This window comes from Variovorax sp. RA8, assembly GCF_901827175.1.
Taxonomy (GTDB): domain Bacteria; phylum Pseudomonadota; class Gammaproteobacteria; order Burkholderiales; family Burkholderiaceae_C; genus Variovorax.
In genome coordinates this window covers 1,963,510-1,984,628 of the sequence record NZ_LR594662.1, presented here as the reverse complement: position 1 = coordinate 1,984,628, position 21,119 = coordinate 1,963,510, and the positions used below count along the sequence as shown (strand labels likewise).

20 protein-coding genes are annotated in these 21,119 nt (G+C 67.0%); 11 read left to right on the top strand and 9 right to left on the bottom strand.

Going from position 1 to position 21,119, the window contains the following annotated elements; genetic code table 11:
* Positions 1 to 11 precede the first annotated feature (11 nt).
* The 7 genes from E5P3_RS09465 to E5P3_RS09435 all read left to right on the top strand — a co-directional run bounded on the left by E5P3_RS09465 (position 12) and on the right by E5P3_RS09435 (position 8,164).
* Positions 12 to 2,141 (top strand): copper-transporting P-type ATPase, encoded by a 2,130-nt coding sequence (locus tag E5P3_RS09465; protein ID WP_269473974.1) that lies wholly within the window; start codon positions 12 to 14, stop codon positions 2,139 to 2,141.
* Between the two features lie 569 nt (positions 2,142 to 2,710).
* Positions 2,711 to 3,052, top strand: coding sequence for a hypothetical protein (locus E5P3_RS09460; protein WP_162585734.1), 342 nt, complete (start codon positions 2,711 to 2,713; stop codon positions 3,050 to 3,052).
* A gap of 56 nt (positions 3,053 to 3,108) precedes the next feature.
* A complete protein-coding gene (locus tag E5P3_RS09455; RefSeq protein ID WP_162589611.1) occupies positions 3,109 to 4,524 on the top strand; it encodes a TolC family protein in 1,416 nt (471 codons plus the stop codon).
* A gap of 24 nt (positions 4,525 to 4,548) precedes the next feature.
* Entirely contained in the window at positions 4,549 to 5,964 is a 1,416-nt protein-coding gene (locus E5P3_RS09450) for a multicopper oxidase family protein (protein WP_162585733.1), read from the top strand.
* 40 nt (positions 5,965 to 6,004) lie between these two features.
* Positions 6,005 to 6,505, top strand: a complete 501-nt coding sequence (locus E5P3_RS09445) for a cupredoxin domain-containing protein (protein ID WP_162585732.1) — start codon at positions 6,005 to 6,007, stop codon at positions 6,503 to 6,505.
* 40 nt (positions 6,506 to 6,545) lie between these two features.
* Complete coding sequence (locus tag E5P3_RS09440; protein ID WP_162585731.1) at positions 6,546 to 6,896, top strand: copper-binding protein; 351 nt, start codon at positions 6,546 to 6,548, stop codon at positions 6,894 to 6,896.
* Positions 6,897 to 6,931: 35 nt separating this feature from the next.
* Positions 6,932 to 8,164, top strand: coding sequence for a glycosyltransferase family 4 protein (locus E5P3_RS09435; RefSeq protein WP_162585730.1), 1,233 nt, complete (start codon positions 6,932 to 6,934; stop codon positions 8,162 to 8,164).
* Positions 8,165 to 8,286: 122 nt separating this feature from the next.
* Here the strand turns inward: E5P3_RS09435 and E5P3_RS09430 are convergent, their stop codons facing one another.
* The gene (locus E5P3_RS09430; RefSeq protein ID WP_162585729.1) at positions 8,287 to 9,102 is read right to left on the bottom strand and encodes an MHYT domain-containing protein; all 816 of its coding nucleotides are present in this window, start codon (positions 9,100 to 9,102) and stop codon (positions 8,287 to 8,289) included.
* 95 nt (positions 9,103 to 9,197) lie between these two features.
* Positions 9,198 to 9,479: a hypothetical protein gene (locus tag E5P3_RS09425; protein WP_232073063.1), complete on the bottom strand. Its 282-nt coding sequence runs from the start codon at positions 9,477 to 9,479 to the stop codon at positions 9,198 to 9,200.
* Positions 9,480 to 9,541: 62 nt separating this feature from the next.
* Between E5P3_RS09425 and E5P3_RS09420 the strand changes: the two genes are divergently transcribed.
* Together E5P3_RS09420 and E5P3_RS09415 are read left to right on the top strand one after the other, a co-directional pair.
* Positions 9,542 to 10,543, top strand: coding sequence for an alpha/beta fold hydrolase (locus E5P3_RS09420; RefSeq protein WP_162585727.1), 1,002 nt, complete (start codon positions 9,542 to 9,544; stop codon positions 10,541 to 10,543).
* 37 nt (positions 10,544 to 10,580) lie between these two features.
* Positions 10,581 to 11,078: a flavodoxin family protein gene (locus E5P3_RS09415; RefSeq protein ID WP_162585726.1), complete on the top strand. Its 498-nt coding sequence runs from the start codon at positions 10,581 to 10,583 to the stop codon at positions 11,076 to 11,078.
* 57 nt (positions 11,079 to 11,135) lie between these two features.
* Here the strand turns inward: E5P3_RS09415 and E5P3_RS09410 are convergent, their stop codons facing one another.
* From E5P3_RS09410 to E5P3_RS09400, 3 genes are all read right to left on the bottom strand, one after another.
* Entirely contained in the window at positions 11,136 to 12,020 is an 885-nt protein-coding gene (locus E5P3_RS09410; protein ID WP_162585725.1) for a hypothetical protein, read from the bottom strand.
* Between the two features lie 83 nt (positions 12,021 to 12,103).
* Positions 12,104 to 12,799: a Crp/Fnr family transcriptional regulator gene (locus E5P3_RS09405; protein ID WP_162585724.1), complete on the bottom strand. Its 696-nt coding sequence runs from the start codon at positions 12,797 to 12,799 to the stop codon at positions 12,104 to 12,106.
* 134 nt (positions 12,800 to 12,933) lie between these two features.
* Entirely contained in the window at positions 12,934 to 14,028 is a 1,095-nt protein-coding gene (locus tag E5P3_RS09400; protein WP_162585723.1) for a lipocalin family protein, read from the bottom strand.
* A gap of 234 nt (positions 14,029 to 14,262) precedes the next feature.
* On the opposite strand from E5P3_RS09400, the gene E5P3_RS09395 reads away from it, so the two are divergent.
* Positions 14,263 to 15,450, top strand: a complete 1,188-nt coding sequence (locus tag E5P3_RS09395; RefSeq protein WP_162585722.1) for an amylo-alpha-1,6-glucosidase — start codon at positions 14,263 to 14,265, stop codon at positions 15,448 to 15,450.
* A gap of 19 nt (positions 15,451 to 15,469) precedes the next feature.
* Here the strand turns inward: E5P3_RS09395 and E5P3_RS09390 are convergent, their stop codons facing one another.
* The 4 genes from E5P3_RS09390 to E5P3_RS09375 form a co-directional block, all read right to left on the bottom strand.
* The gene (locus E5P3_RS09390; protein ID WP_162585721.1) at positions 15,470 to 16,555 is read right to left on the bottom strand and encodes a TAXI family TRAP transporter solute-binding subunit; all 1,086 of its coding nucleotides are present in this window, start codon (positions 16,553 to 16,555) and stop codon (positions 15,470 to 15,472) included.
* 73 nt (positions 16,556 to 16,628) lie between these two features.
* Positions 16,629 to 17,375 (bottom strand): hypothetical protein, encoded by a 747-nt coding sequence (locus E5P3_RS09385; protein WP_197893951.1) that lies wholly within the window; start codon positions 17,373 to 17,375, stop codon positions 16,629 to 16,631.
* A gap of 23 nt (positions 17,376 to 17,398) precedes the next feature.
* Positions 17,399 to 18,916, bottom strand: coding sequence for a hypothetical protein (locus tag E5P3_RS09380; protein ID WP_162585720.1), 1,518 nt, complete (start codon positions 18,914 to 18,916; stop codon positions 17,399 to 17,401).
* A gap of 137 nt (positions 18,917 to 19,053) precedes the next feature.
* A complete protein-coding gene (locus E5P3_RS09375) occupies positions 19,054 to 19,938 on the bottom strand; it encodes a LysR family transcriptional regulator (RefSeq protein WP_162585719.1) in 885 nt (294 codons plus the stop codon).
* Between the two features lie 194 nt (positions 19,939 to 20,132).
* Between E5P3_RS09375 and E5P3_RS09370 the strand changes: the two genes are divergently transcribed.
* Positions 20,133 to 21,113, top strand: coding sequence for a Bug family tripartite tricarboxylate transporter substrate binding protein (locus E5P3_RS09370; protein WP_162585718.1), 981 nt, complete (start codon positions 20,133 to 20,135; stop codon positions 21,111 to 21,113).
* Positions 21,114 to 21,119 lie beyond the last annotated feature (6 nt).

Here is a 21,119-nt window from a genome sequence, read left to right as displayed (position 1 = left end):
CGACGCCGGCGATGCCATCCGGCAAGCAGGTCGAGTACACCTGCCCGATGCATCCGCAGATCCGGCAGATGGGGCCCGGCAGTTGCCCGATCTGCGGCATGGCGCTGGAGCCGGTCGTGGCGACCGAGGCGGCTGGCGCGAACCCCGAGTTGCGCGACATGACCCGACGCTTCTGGATCGGTACCGCGCTCGCAGCCCCGGTGTTCGCGTTGGAGATGGGTGGTCATCTGATCCACCTGGATCACCTGATCGCTCCACAGCTGTCGAACTGGATTCAATTGCTCCTGGGCACGCCCGTGGTGCTGTGGGCCGGCTGGCCCTTCTTCGTACGCGCAGCAGCGTCTGTGAAGAACCGCAGCCTGAACATGTTCTCGCTCATCGCACTGGGTACGGGGGCGGCTTGGCTCTACAGCGTGGTGGGCACGGTGGCGCCGCACCTGTTTCCCGAGGAACTGCGCCTGGCCGACGGTGCCGTGCAGATCTACTTCGAGGCGGCCGCGGTCATCACCGTGCTGGTGCTGCTCGGCCAGGTGCTCGAACTGCGAGCGCGCGAGAAGACATCGGGCGCCATCAAGGCGCTGCTGGGGCTCGCTCCCAAGACCGCGCTCAGGGTTCGCCATGACGGGACGGACGAGACGGTCCAGGTCGATGCCATTCAGGTCGCAGACCTGCTGCGTGTGCGCCCGGGCGAGAAGGTGCCGGTGGACGGCGAGCTCACAGAGGGCAAAGGCAACGTCGACGAATCGATGATCACGGGTGAACCCATTCCCGTTTCGAAGGCCGTGGGTTCCAAGGTCACCGCAGGCACGCTGAACCAGACCGGCGGCTTCGTGATGCGTGCCGAGAAGGTCGGCGCCGACACCCTGCTCTCGCAGATCGTCCACATGGTGGCCGCCGCGCAGCGCAGCCGCGCCCCGATCCAGAGGATGGCCGACCAGGTCGCCGGCTGGTTCGTGCCGGTGGTCATTCTGGTGGCGCTGCTGACCTTTGCGGTGTGGCTGGTCTGGGGGCCCTCGCCGGCCTTCAGCTACGCACTCATCACCGCGGTGGCCGTGCTCATCATCGCCTGCCCCTGTGCGCTCGGCCTGGCCACGCCGATGTCCATCATGGTCGGGGTCGGCCGGGGCGCCCAGCACGGCGTGCTCATCCGGGACGCCGAGGCCCTGGAACGCATGGAGAAGGTCGACACGCTGGTGGTCGACAAGACCGGCACGCTCACCGAAGGCCACCCGAAGGTGGTCCACATCGAGCCGGCGCCCGGATTCACCGCGGATGACGTGCTCCAGAAGCTCGCCAGCGTCGAGCGTGCCAGCGAACACCCCTTGGCCATGGCCATCGTGATGGACGCCCACGAGCGCAAGCTGCCCTTGTCGCCGGTCACCGACTTCGACTCGCCGGTCGGCAAGGGGGTCATCGGCACGGTCGACGGGGAGGTCATTGTCTCGGGCAGCGCCAAGTTCCTGGCCGAGCATGCCATCGACGTGGGCAGACTCGAAACGCCAGCGGAAGGCCAGCGCCAGAACGCAGCCACGGTGATTTTCGTGGGCGCGGGCGGCAAGCTGGCCGGCTTCGTCGCGATCGCCGACCCCATCAAGGCGACGACCCCGTCCGCCCTGCAGGCGCTGAAGGCTGCCGGCGTCCGGATCGTGATGCTCACCGGCGACGGCAAGACCACAGCCGAGGCTGTCGGGCGCCAGCTCGGCATCGACGAGGTGGTCGCGGAAGTGTTTCCGGAAGACAAGGCGTCGGTGGTTCAGCGACTGAAGTCCGAAGGCCGCGTGGTCGCCATGGCAGGCGATGGGGTCAACGATGCCCCTGCCCTGGCCGCGGCCGAGGTCGGCATCGCGATGGGAACGGGCACCGACGTCGCCATGGAGAGCGCTGGCGTCACCCTGCTCAAGGGCGACCTGATGGGTATCGTGCGGGCCCGAGCGCTGTCGCATGCGACCATGCGGAATATCCGCCAGAACCTGTTTCTTTCATTCGCGTACAACGTCGCCGGAATTCCGTTGGCGGCCGGCGTGCTCTACCCATTTTTCGGATTGCTGCTGTCGCCGGTCGTTGCAGCCGCGGCGATGGCCTTGTCGTCGGTGAGCGTCATCGGGAATGCGTTGCGCCTTCGCACCGTGAAGGTGGAGTAGGCATGCGATAGACAGGGCCCGGCAACCCCTACAATTCCGGCGATGGTGAATCTCCGCGCGATCCTGCTGTGGCTCATGATGCTTGCAGTGCCCTTTCAGGGCTACGCGGCATCGTCCATTGCGTTTTGCGCACCTGCGCCAGCGCACTCGAGCTCGGGCGAAGCCCACGACCACAGTCGGCACGATCACGGCACGCCAGACGCGCAGCACCATCATTCAAGTGTAAGCAGCGATGACAGCGCGGACCGCCATGACGCAACAAGCGCGCATGATGAGCTGTCGGACGCGTCTCACAAATGCGGCAATTGCGCCGCCTGTCATGCGGTCGGAATGATGCCGACGCTCGACACGCCCATCTTCCACGGTCTGCCCCAGGCCGATCTCGCTGAGCCTCTGCGAGCCATGGCGACCGTGTCGCCCAGCGTCCCCCACAAACCACCTCGCGCGTAACTGCGTCCAGCGCCCGGCAGCTCTGCTGCCGGCGACGGGACGCGCATGCACCGTTCGTACCGTCACGCCCTTCGCGGGCTCGCTGGCGGCATGCCGTTCATGAACATCGCGAGGATCCCATGTTCAATTTCCTGCCGGCCCGTTGGCTGGCTGTCCTGCCGGCCCTGGCAGCCTGCGCGGCGGGCGCCCAGACCGGCCCTGCGGCCGATACCACGGGCGCAACCGAGGCCGCGCCACCCCTTGCCTACCGCTCCGCCATGGAGGGCTACAAGCCGTTCGTCGACGAGAAGCCTGTCGCCTGGAAGGAGGCCAACGAAACTGTCCGTCAGCGAGGCGGCTGGCAGGCCTATGCCAAGGAGGGTGCAGCAGCAGCCGAGAGCCAGCCGTCCGGTGCACCCGATCCGCACGCGGGTCATGCGATGCCGAAGCCGGCGGCGGCGCCGAAGGAGGCACAGCCATGAGGCGCAGGTTCGCTCCGAAGACGAACAGCACCGTAGCCGAAGGCGAACGCGCTCCAGTGAGGCGGCGGCTGCAGCTGACATGTGTCGTGCTGGCCGCCGCACTCCTGGCGGGCTGCGCCTCCGTCGGGATCGACGACGCCCTGAGGGAGACGAATTCCTCGGCATCGCAGTTCACCGGCGGAAAGCTCGAACTCAGCCGCACCGCGGAACAGCGAGAGGCTCGAGCCGCCCTCTCGGAAGAGCTGCTCGGCAAGCCCCTTTCCCAGGATGAGGCCGTGCACCTGGCTCTTGCCAACAGCGCCGCAGTCCAGGCGCTGATCGCGCAGAGCTGGGCCGATATCGCATCGGCCAATCAGGCGAGCCGGCTGCCCAACCCGGTCTTTACCTTCGAGCGCATGCGCCTGGGCGACGAGCTCGAGATCGGGCGCCTGTTGTCGTTCGGGTTGGTGGACCTTCTTCTTCTGCCGCAGCGACTTTCGATTTCCCATGGCCAGGTGGCCTGGGCACAGGTGCAGTTGACCGGCACGGTGGTGGACCAGGTGACCCAGGTCCGACAGGCATGGGTTCGGGCCGTCGCGGCTCAGCAGTCCTCGCAGTATGCCGAGCAGGTCAAGGATTCGGCCGAGGCGAGCGCCGAACTCGCGCGGCGCATGCAGCTGGCCGGCAACTTCAGCAAACTGCAGCGCGCGCGCCAGCAGGTGTTCTATGCCGATGCCACCACGCAGCTCGCATCGGCGCGCCACAGCGCGACCTCGGCGCGCGAGGAACTTGTCCGGGCCTTGGGTCTCGACGCCGGGCAAGCGGCCAGGCTGAAGCTGCCCGAGCGGCTGCCGGACCTCCCCAAGGTGCCCCGCGAAGCACGCGAGGTGGCGGGGACCGCCAGCGAGCAGCGCCTGGACGTGCAGCAGGCCCGCGCGCAGCTCGACATCGCCGGCAGGTCGCAGGGCATCAACCTCTTGTCGACCTTCATCGATGTCGAGGCCGGCGTGCGCCGGGACACCGTCTTCGACGGCGGCAGCCGTGACACGCGCCGCGGCTTCGAGCTCGACATCCGGCTGCCCCTCTTAGACTGGGGAGGCGCCCAGCGCGATGTGCTGAATGCACAGGCGCTCGCGGCGGCGAATCGGTACGACGCGACAGTTCGCGGCGCGACCTCCCAGCTGCGCGAGGGCTATTCCGCCTATCGCACGGCCTACGACATCGCGCGCCACTACCGCGACGAGATCGTGCCGCTGCGCCAGGCCATGCAGGACGAGAACGTGCTCCGGTACAACGGGATGCTGATCGGCGTCTTCGAGCTGCTCGCGGAGGCGCGAGACCAGATCACGAGCGTGAACAGTGCCATCAACGCCCAGCAGCAGTTCTGGCTGGCCGATGCCGCTCTGGCGGCATCGGTGATCGGCAAGCCCGTCGCCGCACCCGCCCCGATGACCAGCTCGGGCCCGCAGGACACCTCCGGCGCCGCCCACTGAATGGCGCCTCGACCCACGACCAACATGACGAACAGACGCAACTTTCTCAGCGGGGCCGGTGCCATCACGGGTGCCTTTGCCGCCGCTTCGGTCAGCCAGGTGGCGATGGCCGCCCTGCCCGAACCTGTGCTCCAGGACAAGCCCGACACCATGCCACCGCTCTCGCCATCGACGGGGCGGCCCTACAACCCGGTCGTCACCCTCAATGGGTGGACGCTGCCCTGGCGCATGAACAACGGCGTCAAGGAGTTCCACCTGGTCGCCGAGCCCGTCGTTCGCGAGATGGCGCCTGGCTTCAAGGCTCACCTGTGGGGCTACAACGGCCAGTCGCCCGGCCCCACCATCGAGGTGGTCGAAGGCGACCGGGTCCGCATCTTCGTGACCAACAAGCTGCCCGAGCACACCAGCATCCACTGGCACGGCCAGCGCCTGCCCAACGGCATGGACGGCGTGACCGGCCTGACCCAACCGGCCATCCAGCCCGGCAAGACCTTCGTCTACGAGTTCGTCGCGCGCCGGCCGGGCACCTTCATGTACCACCCGCATGCGGACGAGATGACGCAGATGGCGATGGGGATGATGGGCTTCTGGGTCACGCACCCGAAGGGCAGGCATCCGCTGATCGAGGAGGTCGACCGCGACTTCGTGTTCCTGCTCAACGCCTACGACATCGAGCCCGGCAGCGCGACGCCGAAGATCATGACCATGCTGGACTTCAACCTGTGGTCGTGGAACAGCCGGGTCTTTCCAGGCATCGACTCGCTCAACGTCAGGCTGAACGACAAGGTGCGCATACGCTTCGGCAACCTGACGATGACCAACCACCCGATGCATCTTCACGGGCACGAGTTCGTCGTCACGGGGACCGACGGCGGCCCGACGCCAAGGAGCACACGCTGGCATGAAGTGACGACCGACGTGGCAGTCGGCCAGATGCGCCAGATCGAGTTCCTCGCCAACGAGGAAGGCGACTGGGCCTTCCACTGCCACAAGAGCCACCACACGATGAACGCGATGGGCCACGACGTGCCCACCATGATCGGCGTCGATCACAAGGACATGGTCAGGAAGATCACCAAGCTCGTGCCCGACTACATGGTGATGGGCGAGCGCGGCATGGCCGACATGACCGAGATGGAGATGCCCCTGCCCGACAACACCGTCGCGATGATGGGCGGCGAAGGCCCCTTCGGCTCGGTCGAGATGGGCGGCATGTTCAGCGTCGTCAAGGTGCGTCGCGGACAGAAGCCGGGCGACTACTCGAACCCGGGGTGGTTCAAGCATCCCAAGGGCACGGTGGCCTACGAGTTCGACGGGCAACTGCCCGATCCGTCTCGGTCCCGCAGCGCAGGCGCAGCCGCAATGCCCGCGCGGAACATGCCGGCCAGGAACATCGAGGTTCAAGTCCGCAAGCCTGCCAACGGCCACTCGGGCCATTGATGGCCGGCCCTCTTCACTCATCTCAGCAGAAGACAACCCCATGAACAGATCCATTCGTATCGCCACGCTCGCAGCGGCGATCGCCCTCGCCTCGACGGCTGCCTTCGCCACTGGCAAGCATGCCGGCGACCATGGCCACGGTGACGCGGTCGGCAAGCCCGGTATCGCTTCGAAGGCGACGCGCACCGTCAACGTCGATATGTCGGACGGCATGCGCTTCAACCCCTCCAGCATCGACGTGAAGCAAGGAGAGACCGTGCGCTTCGTCGTCACCAACTCCGGAAAGCTCAAGCACGAGCTGGTGCTCGGCACCGAGAAGGGGCTGAGGGAGCACTACGAAGTCATGAAGAAGAACCCGGAGATGGAACACGCCGATCCGAACATGGTGACCCTCGCCGGCGGCAAGACCGGCGAGATGGTCTGGCAGTTCACCGAGGCGGGGAAAGTGGACTTCGCGTGCTTGCAACCAGGTCACTACGACGCAGGAATGAAGGGCGCCGTGAACGTCACCAGAGCTGCGCGCAAGCAGGGGCGGCATTGATCGCTGCCTGCTTCATCAACCTAGACAACCAGGAACTCACATGATCGACATTCGTCTCTCTCTCGCCGTCATGATCGCGGCACTGGCGTTCGCAAACTCGGCGTCCGCACAGCCCGGCAGCAGTGCTGCCGCACCGAGCGCGAGCGCGACGCCATCGTCGGCTGCCGACGAACTCGCCGATGGCGAGGTCCGCAAGGTCGACAAGGAGGGCAGGAAGCTCACCCTCAAGCATGGCCCGCTGAAGAACCTCGACATGCCCGGCATGACCATGGTCTTCCGGGTCAAGGAGGAAGCCATGCTCGACAAGGTCCAGGCCGGCGACAAGGTTCGCTTTCAGGCCGAGAAGATCGACGGCAAGTTCACCGTGACAAAGCTCGAAGCCGCGCGCTAGGTGACTTGTACTTGTGTGCCAGGAGGAGCATAGACATGACGACCACAGATCGCCGGGGCTTGCTTGTCCGAGAGGTCGCCGAAGAGGCATCGTCGGAGGACGCCGTGGTCGCCCAGGCACGAATGAAGATCCTGCTGATCGGCAACTATGAGCCGGACAACCAGGCCAGCATGCGGGCGTTCGTTCGAGTTCTCGAGCGCGAGCTGCCGAACAGCGATTGCGAGGTGCGCGTGATCGCGCCCAGGCGATGGCTTCAGCTCGTGCCACCGTCGTCGCGGCTGTGGAAGTGGCTTGGCTACTTCGACAAGTTCGTCCTGTTCGTTCCCACACTTGCTGCGCAGGCACGTTGGGCTGACGTCGTTCACATCTGTGATCATTCCAACAGCATGTATGTGCGCTGGATCAAGGGCAGGCCGGCGCTTGTCACCTGCCATGACGTCATCGCCGTGCAAGCGGCAAAGGGCATGGTCGAGGGCTGGCGCGTCGGTTGGAGCGGGCGAGTGTTCCAGCGGCTCATTGCTTCCGGACTTGCCAAGGCTGACCTGATCGCTTGCGTCTCGCCGACGACGCAGCGTGCACTGCTCGCCCTGCAGCTGGCGCAAGAGAACAAGGTGACGACGGTGCTCAATGGCTTGAACGAGAACTTCTCGCCGGTCCGATCAGAGGAAGCAGACTCGCTTGTTCATCGTTTTGGGCTGGGGGCGCGCGACAGCTACCTGATCCATGTCGGATCGGACCTGCCGCGCAAGAATCGTCAAGCGGTCCTCGAGACGTTCATCGCCCTGAAGAACCGTGCCGCCGCGCGTGGCACCCCACCTCTGGTGCAGTCCCTGGTCTTTGTCGGGCCGGAGCTCGAGCAGAACCTGATGGAGCTGGCGTCCAGGCATGGCGTAGCCGATCAAGTGAGAACTCTGCAGGAAGTCTCCCACGAGGAACTGCGTGCGCTCTACGCCAGGGCCACCGCCTTGGTGTTCCCGTCCCTCCAGGAGGGATTCGGCTGGCCGTTGATCGAAGCCCAGGCCTGCGGCTGCCCGGTCTTCACGTCCAACCTGCCGCCTATGAACGAGATCGGCGGCCGCGCGGCTCGTTACGTTGATCCTCACAACCCCGAGGCCATTGCCACGGCGATCGAGGATGCAGCTGGGGAGTTCGACGAGATGCGGGCCTCTGGCTTGCAGAACGCGGGGCAGTACTCGGCTGCGCAGATGATGGCGAACTATGTCGCTGTCTATCGGCGATTGCTGGAAGCGCGGCAGTGCCGTTCATGAGCGTGCAGCAATCCCCTGAGCTTCACCACCAACGAGATACGGATTAAAGCGATCGGCATCCAATGCCTCGACCGGCGGAAATCGCGTTTGACGCGCGGCCGAAGCAGGCACGCCCGATCAGCTCACGGCCCGGGACGGCCGGTCGGGGTCGGATGGGCCGACGCCGGCGGCAGCGCATCCCTCCGCGCCCTGGCTCGAACATTGTCGAGCCAGTCGTCGATCTCGATCCTGCTGAAGATGAAGATCAGCGCCACCGACGCCGTGTTGAAGACCGCAAGCCCGAGGTTGCTGTCGCCCACCAGGTAAGAGGACGCCCCCGGGGCGCTGGTGCAAACCATGGTGGCCGCCGTCATGCCGGTGTAGTGCATGGCACACACGGCCCCTCCCATCACCGCGGCCGCGATGAACTGGTGCGCCAGCTCCGTGAGGTTGAAGGCCAGCCACAGGGCTGCCGCCGCCGCACCGATGGCAATCGCCACCGAGGCGGCGACGATGACCAGGTCGAAATCCATGCTGGCACGCATGTTCATGGCGAACATGCCGATGTAGTGCATCACGCACACGCCGATGCCCGCCACCAGGCTGCCGGCCAGCCAGCCGCGGCGCGTGAAGCGCTTGCCACCGGCCAGGTACAGGGCAATCCCCGAGATGACGATCGCGGCGACCAGCGAGAGGGCCGTCAGCGGCACGTCGTAGGCGACCGCCACGGGCAGCCTGTAAGCCACCATGCCGATGAAATGCATGGACCATATGCCGATGCCGCCCAGCGCCACCGCGCCGCAGGCCAGCATGGACAGGTCGAGCGTGCCGTCCCTGCGCACCATCTTGTCGGTGCACAGCAGGGCCACCAGCGACCCGAAGAAGGAGATCACATAAGACAGGGCGATGGGTCCGGCTTCGTAGTGAGGAGACAGCGGCTGGCCGACGACGGGATCCATACGTTCTTTTAACCTTGGGGGAGACGGGGTGCGGTCTCCCGCATTCTGCCTCTCGCACGGGCCCTCGACCGTGAGGTATTCCGCAGGGCCGCACCCTATTCCATCTTGATGTCGAGCTGCCGGACCGTTTTTCTCCAGAACTCGGTTTCCTTGTCCACGCGGGCACGGATCTGTGCGGGCGCGATGTCCGAAGCCACCATGCCCTGGCCCTTGAGCAGCTCGCCGAACTCGCCGGCGCAGCAGTTCGCTGGCTGCGCCCGGTGCCGCAGGAACCGAAGAAGTTCGATGAAGCCTCGCGCCGCCACTATGCGAAGCTCTATGCGCGGCCCCGTGCCATGCGTGACGGCTTCGGCTGGGTCGCAGATCGTCCGGCGCACGCGGCCTTGCCAGCCCCGCCTTTCACCGGCATCATCGCCGCCGCAGAGGAAGGAGACCGCTGATGAAAACGTGGATTCGCCATGCCGCCGCCCTTGCAGCCTTCGTCGCCACGGTCGCCGCGCATGCGGCGGGGATCGTGGGCAACACGCTGCCGCCCGGCTTTCCTTCGATCGAAGACACCTCGCTCGCCAGGCCGCTCATCGGCTTCGGTGCCGCCGGCGCGGTGACACGAACGCCGGTGATCCTCATCCACGGCAACAACGACACGCCGTTCGCCACCGCCTGCAGCCCCTACGGGCGCATCCAGGCGCTTGCGCAATTCCTCGCCGACAACGGCTACTCCACCAGCGAGCTCTGGGGCGTCGGCTACCAGGGCGACCAGTGCGACCTCGCTTCGGACCAGACGCGCCGCTCGAGCATCGCCCACACCAACGCGGCCAATGTGCCGGACCTGCGCCGCTTCGTGCGGGCAGTGATGGACTTCACCGGAGCGAAGCGCGTGGACATCGTCGGCCACAGCCTCGGCGTGACGCTGGCGCGCGAATGGATGCGGCAGGACGAGGCGCAGCACCTCGTGCGCCGCTTCGTGGCGATCGATGGCCCCAACCACGGCATCATCAATTGCTCCCCCGACCCCGCCAACTACTTCCAGGCGCCGGCGGCGGGCGGCTTCACCCCGACCAGCGACGTGTGCCGGGAGCTGGGCTCGCCCGACACGTTTTTCCTGCGCCTGCTCAACGGCCGCAACGGCGGCCGCGAGAACGACGGGCCCACCCGCGTGCTGGTCATCCGCAACGGCGACGCCAGCTTCGTCTACTTTCCGGTGCAGGACGGCGCGGTGGCGCCGGTGCCCGCCGTGGACTCTTTCGGCAAGCCCACCGACTTTTCCAGAAGCGCCAGCCTGCGTGGTGCGCGCGAGCTCGTGCTCACCGGGCAAGGCGCCTACGACCCGATCCTGCGCACCGGCCACCTCGGCATCCTGAACTCGCCGCAGACCTGGCAGGCCACGCTCGATTTCCTTACCGACCAGCGCAGGGACAAGGACAAGGACCACGACGACTGAACCGCGCTCGCCGTATCGTGCCGCTATGCTGGGCGGCATGAATCCAAAGACGCTGCTCGTGGTCTATCACACGATGACCGGCGGCACCGCGCAGATGGCGCAGGCGGCGGCCGAGGGCGCACGCGACGAAGCCGGGGTGCAGGTGCGGCTGCTGCGCGCGCCCGAGGCACAGCCGGACGACGTACTGGGCGCGGCGGGCTATGTGTTCGCCACGCCCGAGAACCTCGCCGCGATGGCCGGGCTGATGAAGGACTTCTTCGACCGCTGCTACTACGCCGCGCTCGACCAGGTGAACGGCCGGCCCTACGCCACGCTGATCTGCGCCGGCAGCGACGGCCAGAACGCCGCGCGGCAGATCGACCGCATCGCCACCGGCTGGCGGCTGCGCTGCGTCGCGCCGGCACTGATCGTCTGCACCCACGCCCAGACCCCCGAGGCGATCGCGCGCCCCAAGCAGATCGGTGCGGACGACCTTGCGCAATGCCGCGAGCTCGGCGCCGCGCTGGCGGCGGGGCTGGCGCTGGGCGTGTACTGATCCGGCCCTCTCAAGGATTTCGTGCCCGTCAGCGTGATCGGCACCGCCAGGCTGCGCTCACTCGGCCACGCCGCTCGCAAGACGCTTGTATTCGTTGCGCTTCATGGCGAGATAGTCTTCCCGCTCCACTTCGTGCAGTTGCCGCGCGTAGCGCTCCGTGCTGTCGAACCAGGCCGCGAGGCGCGGCGCCAGTTGCCTGGGTGAGTCCATGTAGGCATCGATGGCAAGGTAGTAGCGCATGGTGTTGCGCTCCACCACGCCGCGCACGCCGCCCACGTACGCCGGCTCCCCCGCCGAGTCCTTGCCCGTCGCGGTGAATCCCACCTTGTCCGCGCCGAGGGTCGCGAGGTAGCCCTGCATCGCGATGCGCGCGGCAACGCCGTAGGCGTAGGCGTAGCCGAGATGAATGAAGGTTTTGCCGTTGCCCAGCGGCGTCGCCTCGAGCTCGATGCGGTAGTCGCGGGTCGACAGCGGCCCCTTGTCGGCGCTCAGCCGCACGCTCAGGTAGTCGTCGGCGACGTTCGGCGGCTGCCAGATGAACTCGACGCGCTGGGCCTCCGAGAGCGGCTGGTCGAACTTGCGGCCGACCGAGACGGCGAGCATCCTGGCAGGGGCTGTTCCGCGCACTGCGCAGTGCTTGGTGTTGAGGTGCAGCATCAGCACATCGCACCAGACGCCGGGCTGGCTCAAGGAACCGCTCACCTGGTCGAACGGGTGGCTCAGCACCGCGAAGATGTCGCCGCTCAACTGCCCGGAAGCTTCCGTCGATTCGAGCACCAGCGGCCGCCCGAAGACGTTCTTTGCCAACTGCGTCTGCACGGCGTCGTATTTGGCCCGCAGGGCAGCGGCACTCCCTAGCTGTGTCTGCGCCTGGGCGATGACCGGCAGGATCAGGAACCAGACCCACAGCGCCAGGCGGCGAAGTGTCGTCGCGCGTTTCATGATGTTGCGCATTGTCAGCCCGCGTCGTGGGTCTGGCTAGCCTTCCATTTGCAATAGGTTGTTCGCCTCGGGCCGCCGCACGCTCAGAGCGGGGGCGAGACGGTCGCCAGCCGATCCTCGAGGCGCTGCCGGTCCGCCAGAAGGCGCCCGGCCACCAGCGTCACCACCTCGAACCCGAAGGCGGGGTTCTGGAAATAGAGCGACTTGAAAGTCATCTCGTCCATCTGCAGCACGGTGCAGGGGGTGGCGCAGCGGGCGGTCAGCGTGCGGCGCTTGTCGGGCGCGAAGAACCCGATCTCGCCGAACAGCCGGCCGGGCTCCATGGTCTGCCCGATCTCGACGAACTCGATCCGCCCTTCCGCGAGGAAATACAAGCGCTTTGCGGGATCACCCTTGCGGAACAGGATGGCGTCTTTCCTCAAACGCCGCCGGCGCATGTAGGGACGCAGCCAGACACCGGACAGGTCGTTCGACGCAGCCGCGATCTGCACGCGGCGGGTGAGGCGGACCATCTGGGCCGCGCGGAAGACGTTGATCGGCAGCAGCGCGCCGTGCAGCAGCACCAGGATCAGCGACGGATGCAGCGCGCCGTAGATGAGGAAGCCCAGGTTGCCGCCGATCGCCAGGCAGCGCAGGGGGATCATGGTCTTGACGAAGGAGCTCACGATGATCAGCAAGCCGGCGACCCCTGCCGAGCACAGCGCCACGATGCCGGATGGCGTGGCCAAGGCCGAATACAAGGCGGCAACTGCGGTGTCGAACAGTGCGGGCATTGGCATGAGCGTTCCCTCTCCGGTGCGGTCCTGGACGGGATGATGATGGACAAACCCAGGACCGGCGGACGTTCATTACATCCAACTCGGCGCTGCAGCGGATGAGTGCAAGTCCGCAAGCCCAGCCCCGGCCTGCCGGATCACCTGCGCTTCGGCTGGCTGGCGCCCAGGCGGTCGTAGCCGCTCAACTCGAGAAAGCCCTGCCCTTCGCGGCTGCCGCCCACCTTGACGGGCCCTTCCCAATAGATGTTCGCGGTCGTCCCGCCCGAATCGAATTCGCTGTCGGCGAAGAAGGGCTTGATGTTCAGGAAGCCCGATGGCAGCTTGATGCCCCATTCGACGACGTAGCCGATGCCGGTCTTCGGGCTCGTCCATGTCCGGCCGGGCACCAGTTCGACCTGGCCGGGTTCGAGGGGTTGCGAGCCCTGGGCGTTCGACAGGGTGCCCGCGGTCATGACCTTCCGGCCCTCCATGTCGAAGAGTTCGTAGACCATCAGGTCCGATCCATCGTCCAGGTGCAGGGCGAACCAGTTCCAGCCCAGCGACAGGACATCGAACTCGCCCCACTGGTGATCGAACCAGAGCTCGCCACTCACCGGGACGGATTTCCCTGCAATGGCGATGCTGCCGCGCGCCGGCATTCGGGGGCGCGAATAGTAGTAGCTGATCCCGCTCTGGCCGAAGTCGAGCAGGCCGGGCGTCTCGGAACCCGGCGCGCGATGCGCGACGACCGGGCCGGAAACACCCAGGTCGACGGCGATCGAGGCGCCGTCGAAGCCGGCCTGCAGCACATGGAACGATGGCGACGCGGTGACCTGCCATCCCTCCTGCCGGAAGTCGAAGCCGTAGGCGACGCTCCTCGCGGGTGTGCCGCCGGTACGGCTCTGGCTGGCATAGCGCTTGCCGGTCTGGAGGTCGGTCAGCGCCGCATGCATGACGGTGTGCTTGACCAGCCCGTTGGCCACGAAGACGACCATGTGGACGGCGTAGCGCTGGCCCGCCTCGGCACCGAGGATGCCGCTGTAGTACCACCACTCCATCGCGGACCCATGGGGCGCATCGTCGGCCGGCAGGGTGAGGGGCGGGAGCGCGGCCGTTCGCTCCACCGGCTTGCGGCCTGCCTGCGGCGGCGCCGCGGCCACGGCGGCAGACAGTTCGCGCTCTGAGCTCGCGAGGTGGTACAGCGTCGCGCCGATGACCACCATGACGACCGCCACGGCGGCGGAGAACACCATCAATCCCCTCCTCCGCGCCCGCGCGCGTGCCCGAGCGCGGGAGGGGGAGCGGGCGCGTTCCCAGGCGGAACGCCTGCGGCTCGGTCGAATGGGGTCGTCGGCACTCATGTTCAGGGGCGTCCTTTCGCCTTCGGGTCTGGACCCGGTCGGCGGACATCTTAGCCACGCAGCCTCGCGCAGTCGTGCGAGCCGCGAGAATTGCCGCTGGCAGACTCCCCTGCGACCACAAGACCCATGGCCCATCATCTCGACCCTCCCGCCCGTGCATTGATCGACACCTGCGCCCAGGCTTCACTCGACCTCCTCGAGCGCAACCTGACCCCGCACGGCATCCTCGCCGCCAGCCGCACCGAAGCGGCCGAGGCGCGGCGCTACACGCGGATCTTCGGGCGCGACGCCGCCATCTGCGTGATGGCGATGTGCGGCAGCGGCGTGCCCGCGCTGGAGCAGGGCGCGGTGAACAGCCTCGACGCGCTGGCGGCGCAGCAGGCGCCCAACGGGCAGATCCCCAAGTACGTGGACCCCGAAGGTCGCGATGCCGACTTCTGGTACCTGGGCTGCATCGACGCCACCTTGTGGTGGCTGATCGCGGTGGACCACGTGCGCCGCCATGGCCGCGTCGGCCCCTCGCACTGGAGCGGCGAGGTGGGCCGCGCGATCGGCTGGCTGCTGGCGCAGGAGCACCAGCACTTCCGGCTGCTGCAGCAGAACGAGGCCAGCGACTGGGCCGACATCATGCCGCGCTCAGGCTACGTGCTCTACACCAACGCGCTCTGGTACGAGGTGAAGCGCCGCTACGAGCTGGACCACACCGAGGCGACGCACTACCACTTCAATCACCTGTTCAATCCCTTCCAGGACGAGCTGCCCAAGTACCACCGGGCGCGGCTGCTGCGGCACTATGCGCGCCGCGGCCGGCGCGACCCCGGCCTGTATTTGAGCTTCGTCAATCTCTCGGTGGTCGGCCACGAAGGGGACGTGTTCGGCAACATCCTGGCGATCCAGAGCGGACTGGCGGATACCCGGTTGGCCTACCGCATCGTCGAGACCCTCACCGCGGCGAATGCCAGCGTGCCTTATCCGGTGCGAGTGGTGCTGCATCCGCTGACACCGCAGCACCCGCTGTGGCGGCTCTACATGGGACGCCACCAACAGAACCTCGTGCACCAGTACCACAACGGCGGCATCTGGCCATTCGTCGGCGGCTTCTGGGCAATGATGCTGGCGCGCCTGGGGCTGCACCAGCCGGCCTGGTCCGAGCTCGCGCGGCTGGCATGGGTGAACGCGCTCGACGACTGGCGCTTTACCGAGTGGTTCCACGGGCGGACGCTGGCGCCGAGGGGGATGGCGGGCCAGAGCTGGAATGCGGCGACCTTTCTGCTGGCACGGCGCGCGTTGCTGGGCGAGGCAGCGGGCTGGTGACTCGTCGCGCCCTGTTGCCTCACCTGTTGCAGATGCCCAGCACCAGTTCCTGCTCCGTGCAGGGGCGTCGGGGCTGGGATGGTGCGGCTGCCTTGCCAAAGGCCCCTACCCTCGACGCTGCCTGGGATGAAATGCAGGCGCGCAACCGCTTTTCCATCGGCGGGTAGTAGCGCCAGCCCTGGCCCAGTGCAGGCAGTTCCAGCTTCACCTGCTTCCACTTGGGGTGTCCGTTGGCCTGGAGCATGTCGAAATTGGTGCAGAGCGAATCCGCGAAGCGCACCAGGTTGCCGACCGTGGACTGCAGGCCATAGTCATAGGTGACCAGGTAGGCCTTGACGGTCAGGGTGGGAATATCGGCCGCGAGCCAGTTGGCGTAGCTCGCCGCGCGGATGGTCGCGGGAAAGTAGGTCTTCTTCGCGCGCGTGGTCTCCGGCGCCTTCTCGTCCAGCTTCAGGATCTTGATGAAGTTGCGCGCCTCGGGCTTCATGTCGGTGAACAGCTTGGCGGGCTGTCCGGCCACGATGATGGCGACGTCGATCGACTTGTCGACGGTGAGCCGGGCGAGCGCCTCCTCGTTGCTCAGGTACTCCGTGTTGGCCGGCGGGAGCGGCTCCCCGAACATCAGCTGGTAGAGCGTTCTCGAGGTGAGCGCCGTGCCGCTGCCGAGCGCACCGACGCTGATCTTCCGGTTCCTGATCTCATGGATGTAGTTCAGCGGCGAGTCGGCGCGGGCGACGAAGTAGATCTCCTCGTCATAGAGCGGCATGATGAGCCGCAGCGGCCGGATGATGTTGCCCGCGTCGGCGCTGCCCGCCTTCGCCTCGTCCAGGAAGGCCTGGTAGACGTCGGACTGCACCAGCGCGAGCTTGACCCCCTGCTCGAAGCGCATGCGATGCACGTTCTCGGCCGAACCCTTCGATTCCAGCACCTCGAGATCGATGCCGGCGGGCTCCGCCACCCACTTGGCGAGGTCGCGGCCGATCTGGATGTAGGTGCCGCTCTTCGACGCGGTGACGATCTTGTACTCGGCCCTGGGCGGCGCCGCGAGGGCCGCGGGCAGGAGGGCGATCCACATCAGTCCCGTCAACAGTGATCGGATGGGCATGCTGGCTCCTTCGAGGATTCCTGGTGGGGTCGCGGCGCCGGGCATGGCCCACGCGAGGCGCGGCTCGCGCCCTTCAACGCGCGCTCCCGGTGTCGGGGCACAGGGCCAATGCCGCGAGTGCTTCGTTGCACCCGGCCTTGCCGGGCTCCTGCGCAGGCACCGCCGGTGCAGGGGCGGCGCCAGCGACCGGCGCGACCGGCGCCGGGACGGCAGCGACCGGGGCGGGGACAACGGCGGCCGTCACTTCTGCGCCCCGCGGTGCCTGGGTGGGGAGCTCCGGCGCACTCTGCGGCTGGGGCTGCTGCGCCGTCGGCGCTTTCGACCGCTGCGCCACGCTCTCCTGGCCGGAACGGACATAACCGAGGATCAGGGCGAGCACGGAGACGGCCATCGCCACCCCGATCGCGGCGTACTTCAGCATCGGGCCACGGCGCGGCGCCAGGGCTCGCGGCTGCACCGTCGTGGTCGCGACCGGCAGCTCTTCGGGCCACTCGAAGGCAGCGGGGACGATATGGGCGATGTCGAGGTCCGCCTCCTCCCGGGCTTCGTTGCGGACCTCGAGGATGGGACGATCGGTCGTCTCCGGCGCTTCGTGGCGCGGCACGATGAGCAGCTCTTCCGCCGGCGACGGTGCCGGCTCGGCGGAATCAGAGGCCGCGTGCCCGGGCCCGAAAGCCGTGTTCGCTGCCTCGTCCCCCCACCGGGGCGCATCGTTCTCGCCGCCGCAGTACGGACAGAACTTGACGCGCCCATACAGCAGCTGCGCACAACGCTTGCACGGCTGCGAAAACGCCAGGTCCAGTTCCGCCAGGTGCGCCATGTTCGAGAAAGGTCAAGGACCGCTCATGGGTCGATCCGCCAGCCGGGCAATCGACGCTTGTCCGGGTGATAGAGATACAGGTAGCCCGAGTAGACGAAGGGTTGCGTCGCCCACGGCCGCGGCAGGCGGGCGACCCAGAACTGCACGTCGTGCTCGCCATGCAGCTCGAATGTGGCGGTGTGCGATTCGTTCGAGGCGAAGAGGCTGTCGACCGGCGCGGTGCTCGCCACGCGCGCGCACAGCACGGTCGATGCCGAGGTCGATTCCAGCAAGGGAATGATCACTTCGCCGGCATCGGAATCCATGCAGTCGTCGGCATCGAACCATGGCGCGATCCGCAGGCGTGCATCGAGCTGGAAGCACGCGGCGCCGGTGCTGAGCCGAGGCGAACTGGCCGGCCTGATCTCCGGCTCGCCGAGCCCCAGTTGAACGAAGGCGAACCGCTGCCCCTCTTCGCTCCCGTTGCCCTCGTCCTGCAGCGCGCACTGCTGCCAGAGGTGGCCGCTGCGGGACAGGTAGGGGCTGCCTAGCTCGAAGTTCGGCACGATGCCGCTCGGCCAGGGCAGCAGGGATGCTTCGAACGCGCCACCGCCGCCGGGCTTGACGACCAGTTGGCCCACCGCCGACATCCAGACGATCTGCCGGCGATCCGCCAGCGGGCGGACCCATGCGGCCGACGCGGCATCGAGCACCGGCCCCTCGACGCGGCGAAGCGCAGTGCCTGACGGATCCAGGCCATGGACGCCGAGCTTGCCGTCTTCCTGCAGCATCGGCACGTACACCTTGCCCTGCCACAGGACGGGTGCGCCCAGGCAGCGTGTGCCGACGATGTGCAGCTCGAAGGTCCCGGCGATCAGGTTGATGGAGACGATGGCCAGTCCATCGTCGGTCGGCATGAAGATCCTGCTGGCGCCCTGCGGATCATGCACCGCCATGCCCCAAGCCTGCTCGCCGAGAGAGCTCCTGCCGAGTGCCTGCGCGCCGGCCGGACGGAGCTCCAGCCAGCGTTCCGAGTGCGGCAGCCAGTGGTAGATGCGACCCCGCGAAAACTCCAGCGCGAGCAACCGGGCGTCGCAGGTCTGGCACGCGCTGACGAGAAATTGATAGTGGCCCGCCGGAGGTGCCGCCAGCTGGCGGTCCGGCAGGGACTCGATGGTCAGCGTCGAGCGCAGCGCGAGAGGCGCGGACGTCAGGCGCAGCCCTTGCGGCGCATCCTCGGCGGAACTGTCGCCGCCGAAGGGCGGCAGCCAGGTGTCCCGGTGGGCGACGGATGGCGCGGGCAGCGCCTTGCCCGTCACGGGAGAGAACTTGAAGGCTCCGGGATAGAGCGCGACGGACTGGCCTGCCCGATCCGGCCCGTCGACGCTCACGCGGGCGCCCACCAGCGGCGCCAGGTCGAGGGGGTCGCACGCCGGCGGGGGCGCGCCCCATCCTTTGTAGTCGGCCAGCTCGAAGACACCCGTTGCCGGATTGCGCGACCATGACTGGTCGCCCACCGCCCAGTGCTCGCTCTGAAGAGCCGAGGTCAGCCAAGTGGACATCGGCTCAGTGTAGTGCGTTGGTTCCCATGTGTGTGTCCCTACTTTTGAGGGGAATTCCCGATCCCGCCGCCCGCCGCGCCGCACGGATCGCTGATGCCATGCGCCCGGCAACACGGATGCGCGCGGGTCCGTGGTCGCTATACAAGCGCGTGCAGCTCGTGTTTCACGGCCTTCAGAAATGTCTTGCCAAGTTGCGACAACGGTCGATTGACGTTGGTTACGCTGTAGATCGCAAACCTGGGCGCGTTCGGAATCCTGATCAGTTCCAGATCGTCCGAGCGATGAGCACGCGCCGATAGTTCGTCGACAAAAGCAACTCCCGCTCCGGCGGCCGCCATGGCGCAGGCCGCATAGCCGGAGCGGACCTCCACCGACACCTGCCGAGCAATTTGCAGGTCGTCCAGCCAGCCGTCGATCAGACCGCTTTGAGGCGCTTCAGGGCTGTAGGTGATCAGCCGCTGCCTCAGGGCCTGGGCGAGGTCGAACTTCCGGCCCACCAGGTCGTGGCCCTTGGGCACGGCGCAAAGCAGGGCCCAGCGACCGATTTCACGGACATCCAGCACGGGATGGTCCAGGGGAGCGCTCGAAATCGCGACATCGGCCTCCTCGCCCACGAGCAACTGCACGATCTCGCGCGTGGGCAGCGCCTCGAAGAACACCTTGGCATGTCCGAAGTGCTGCAGCAGCCTGGCCGTGGCACGCGGCACGAGTTGCAAGGCGGCGTTGGCGCTCGATAGGACCCGGAGCGTTCCGTGGTTGCCGAAGCGCAGATGCGAGGCCACGTTTTGCACGTGCACGACGCCGCGGTAGACCCTGTCCACTTCCTCCTGCAGCGTGTGCGCCTCGGGCGTCGCGACCAGCCGGCCGTTGCGCCGTTCGAAAAGCGGTACCCCCAGTTGGATCTCCAGATGCCGGATGAGGCGGCTTACACCCGGCTGCGAAACGTGGAGCAACTTGGCAGCGTTGGTGGTGGAGCCGGTCGTCATCACGGCGCGGAACACCTCGATCTGTCGGAGGTTCAATTGAAGCGGCCCTAGAACAATGCTGCTCGGGAAAACCAAGGCAAGACCAGGATGTTATAGCCGGCACTCGACTTGGTATTGGACCGGGCGGGCCGCCCTTCCTAGCATTTCAAACATCGACAGCGCCGCTCCCCGGCCCTCGGTTGCCTGAAATCCGTTCCTGGTTCCCCCATAGAAAGAGAAAGAGACATTCCATGCTTTCGACACTCCGTCCCCTCTTCAAGGCTCTGCTCGCTGCAGGCGCCGCGCTGACCCTGTGTACGGGCCAGGCCCAGACCTATCCCGCCAGGCCGGTGACCCTCATGGTGGGCTTCGCGCCCGGCGGTTCGGCCGACATCCTGGCTCGACTGGTTGCGCAGAAACTCGGTGACGCGCTGGGCCAGCCCGTGGTGGTGGACAACAGGGCCGGCGCCGGCGCGACGATTGCGACAGCAGCCGTCGCGTCCGCCAAACCCGATGGCTACACGCTGCTGATGGTGACCAGCGGCCATGCCGGCAGCGCTGCCGTGTATCCGAAACTGAGCTACGACACCATCAAGAGCTTCGAGCCGGTGGCCAAGGTCGGTGCCTCGCCCGTGGTCATCGTGGCGCCGGCCAGTTCACCGTTCAAGCAGCTCAAGGATGTGATCGACACGGCCCGCAAGAGTCCCGGAAAGCTCAACTATGCCGCCGGCGGCGGCGGTGCCACCACCACCAGCCTGGCGGCCGAGTTCCTGAAGAACGAGGCGAAGATCGACATGGTCATGGTGCCGTACAAGGGCTCCGGGCCTGCCCTCGCTGCGCTGCTCTCCGGCGAGGTGGACCTGGGCTTCGACATCCCCTCCAGCGCACTGCCGCACATCCAATCCGGCAAGCTCGTGCCCTTGGCGGTGACAACCCGCTCGCGTTCCAGCGTCCTGCCGCAGGTTCCCACCGTGGCAGAGCAAGGCATGAAGGACTTCGAGGTCACCGGCTGGTTCGGTGTCCTGGCGCCCGCTGGTACGCCCGAGCCGATCGTCGGGCGCCTCAACAAGGAAATCAACGCGCTCCTCTCCGATGCGGACACCAAGGCCAGGCTGCAAGGCCTGGGCGTAGAAGCGGCATCTGGAACGCCTGCCGATTTCGGCAAGCTCATCGCGAGCGAGACCCGGCGCTACGGCGATGCGATTCGCAAGCTCGGCATCAAGGCGGAGTGACCGAGG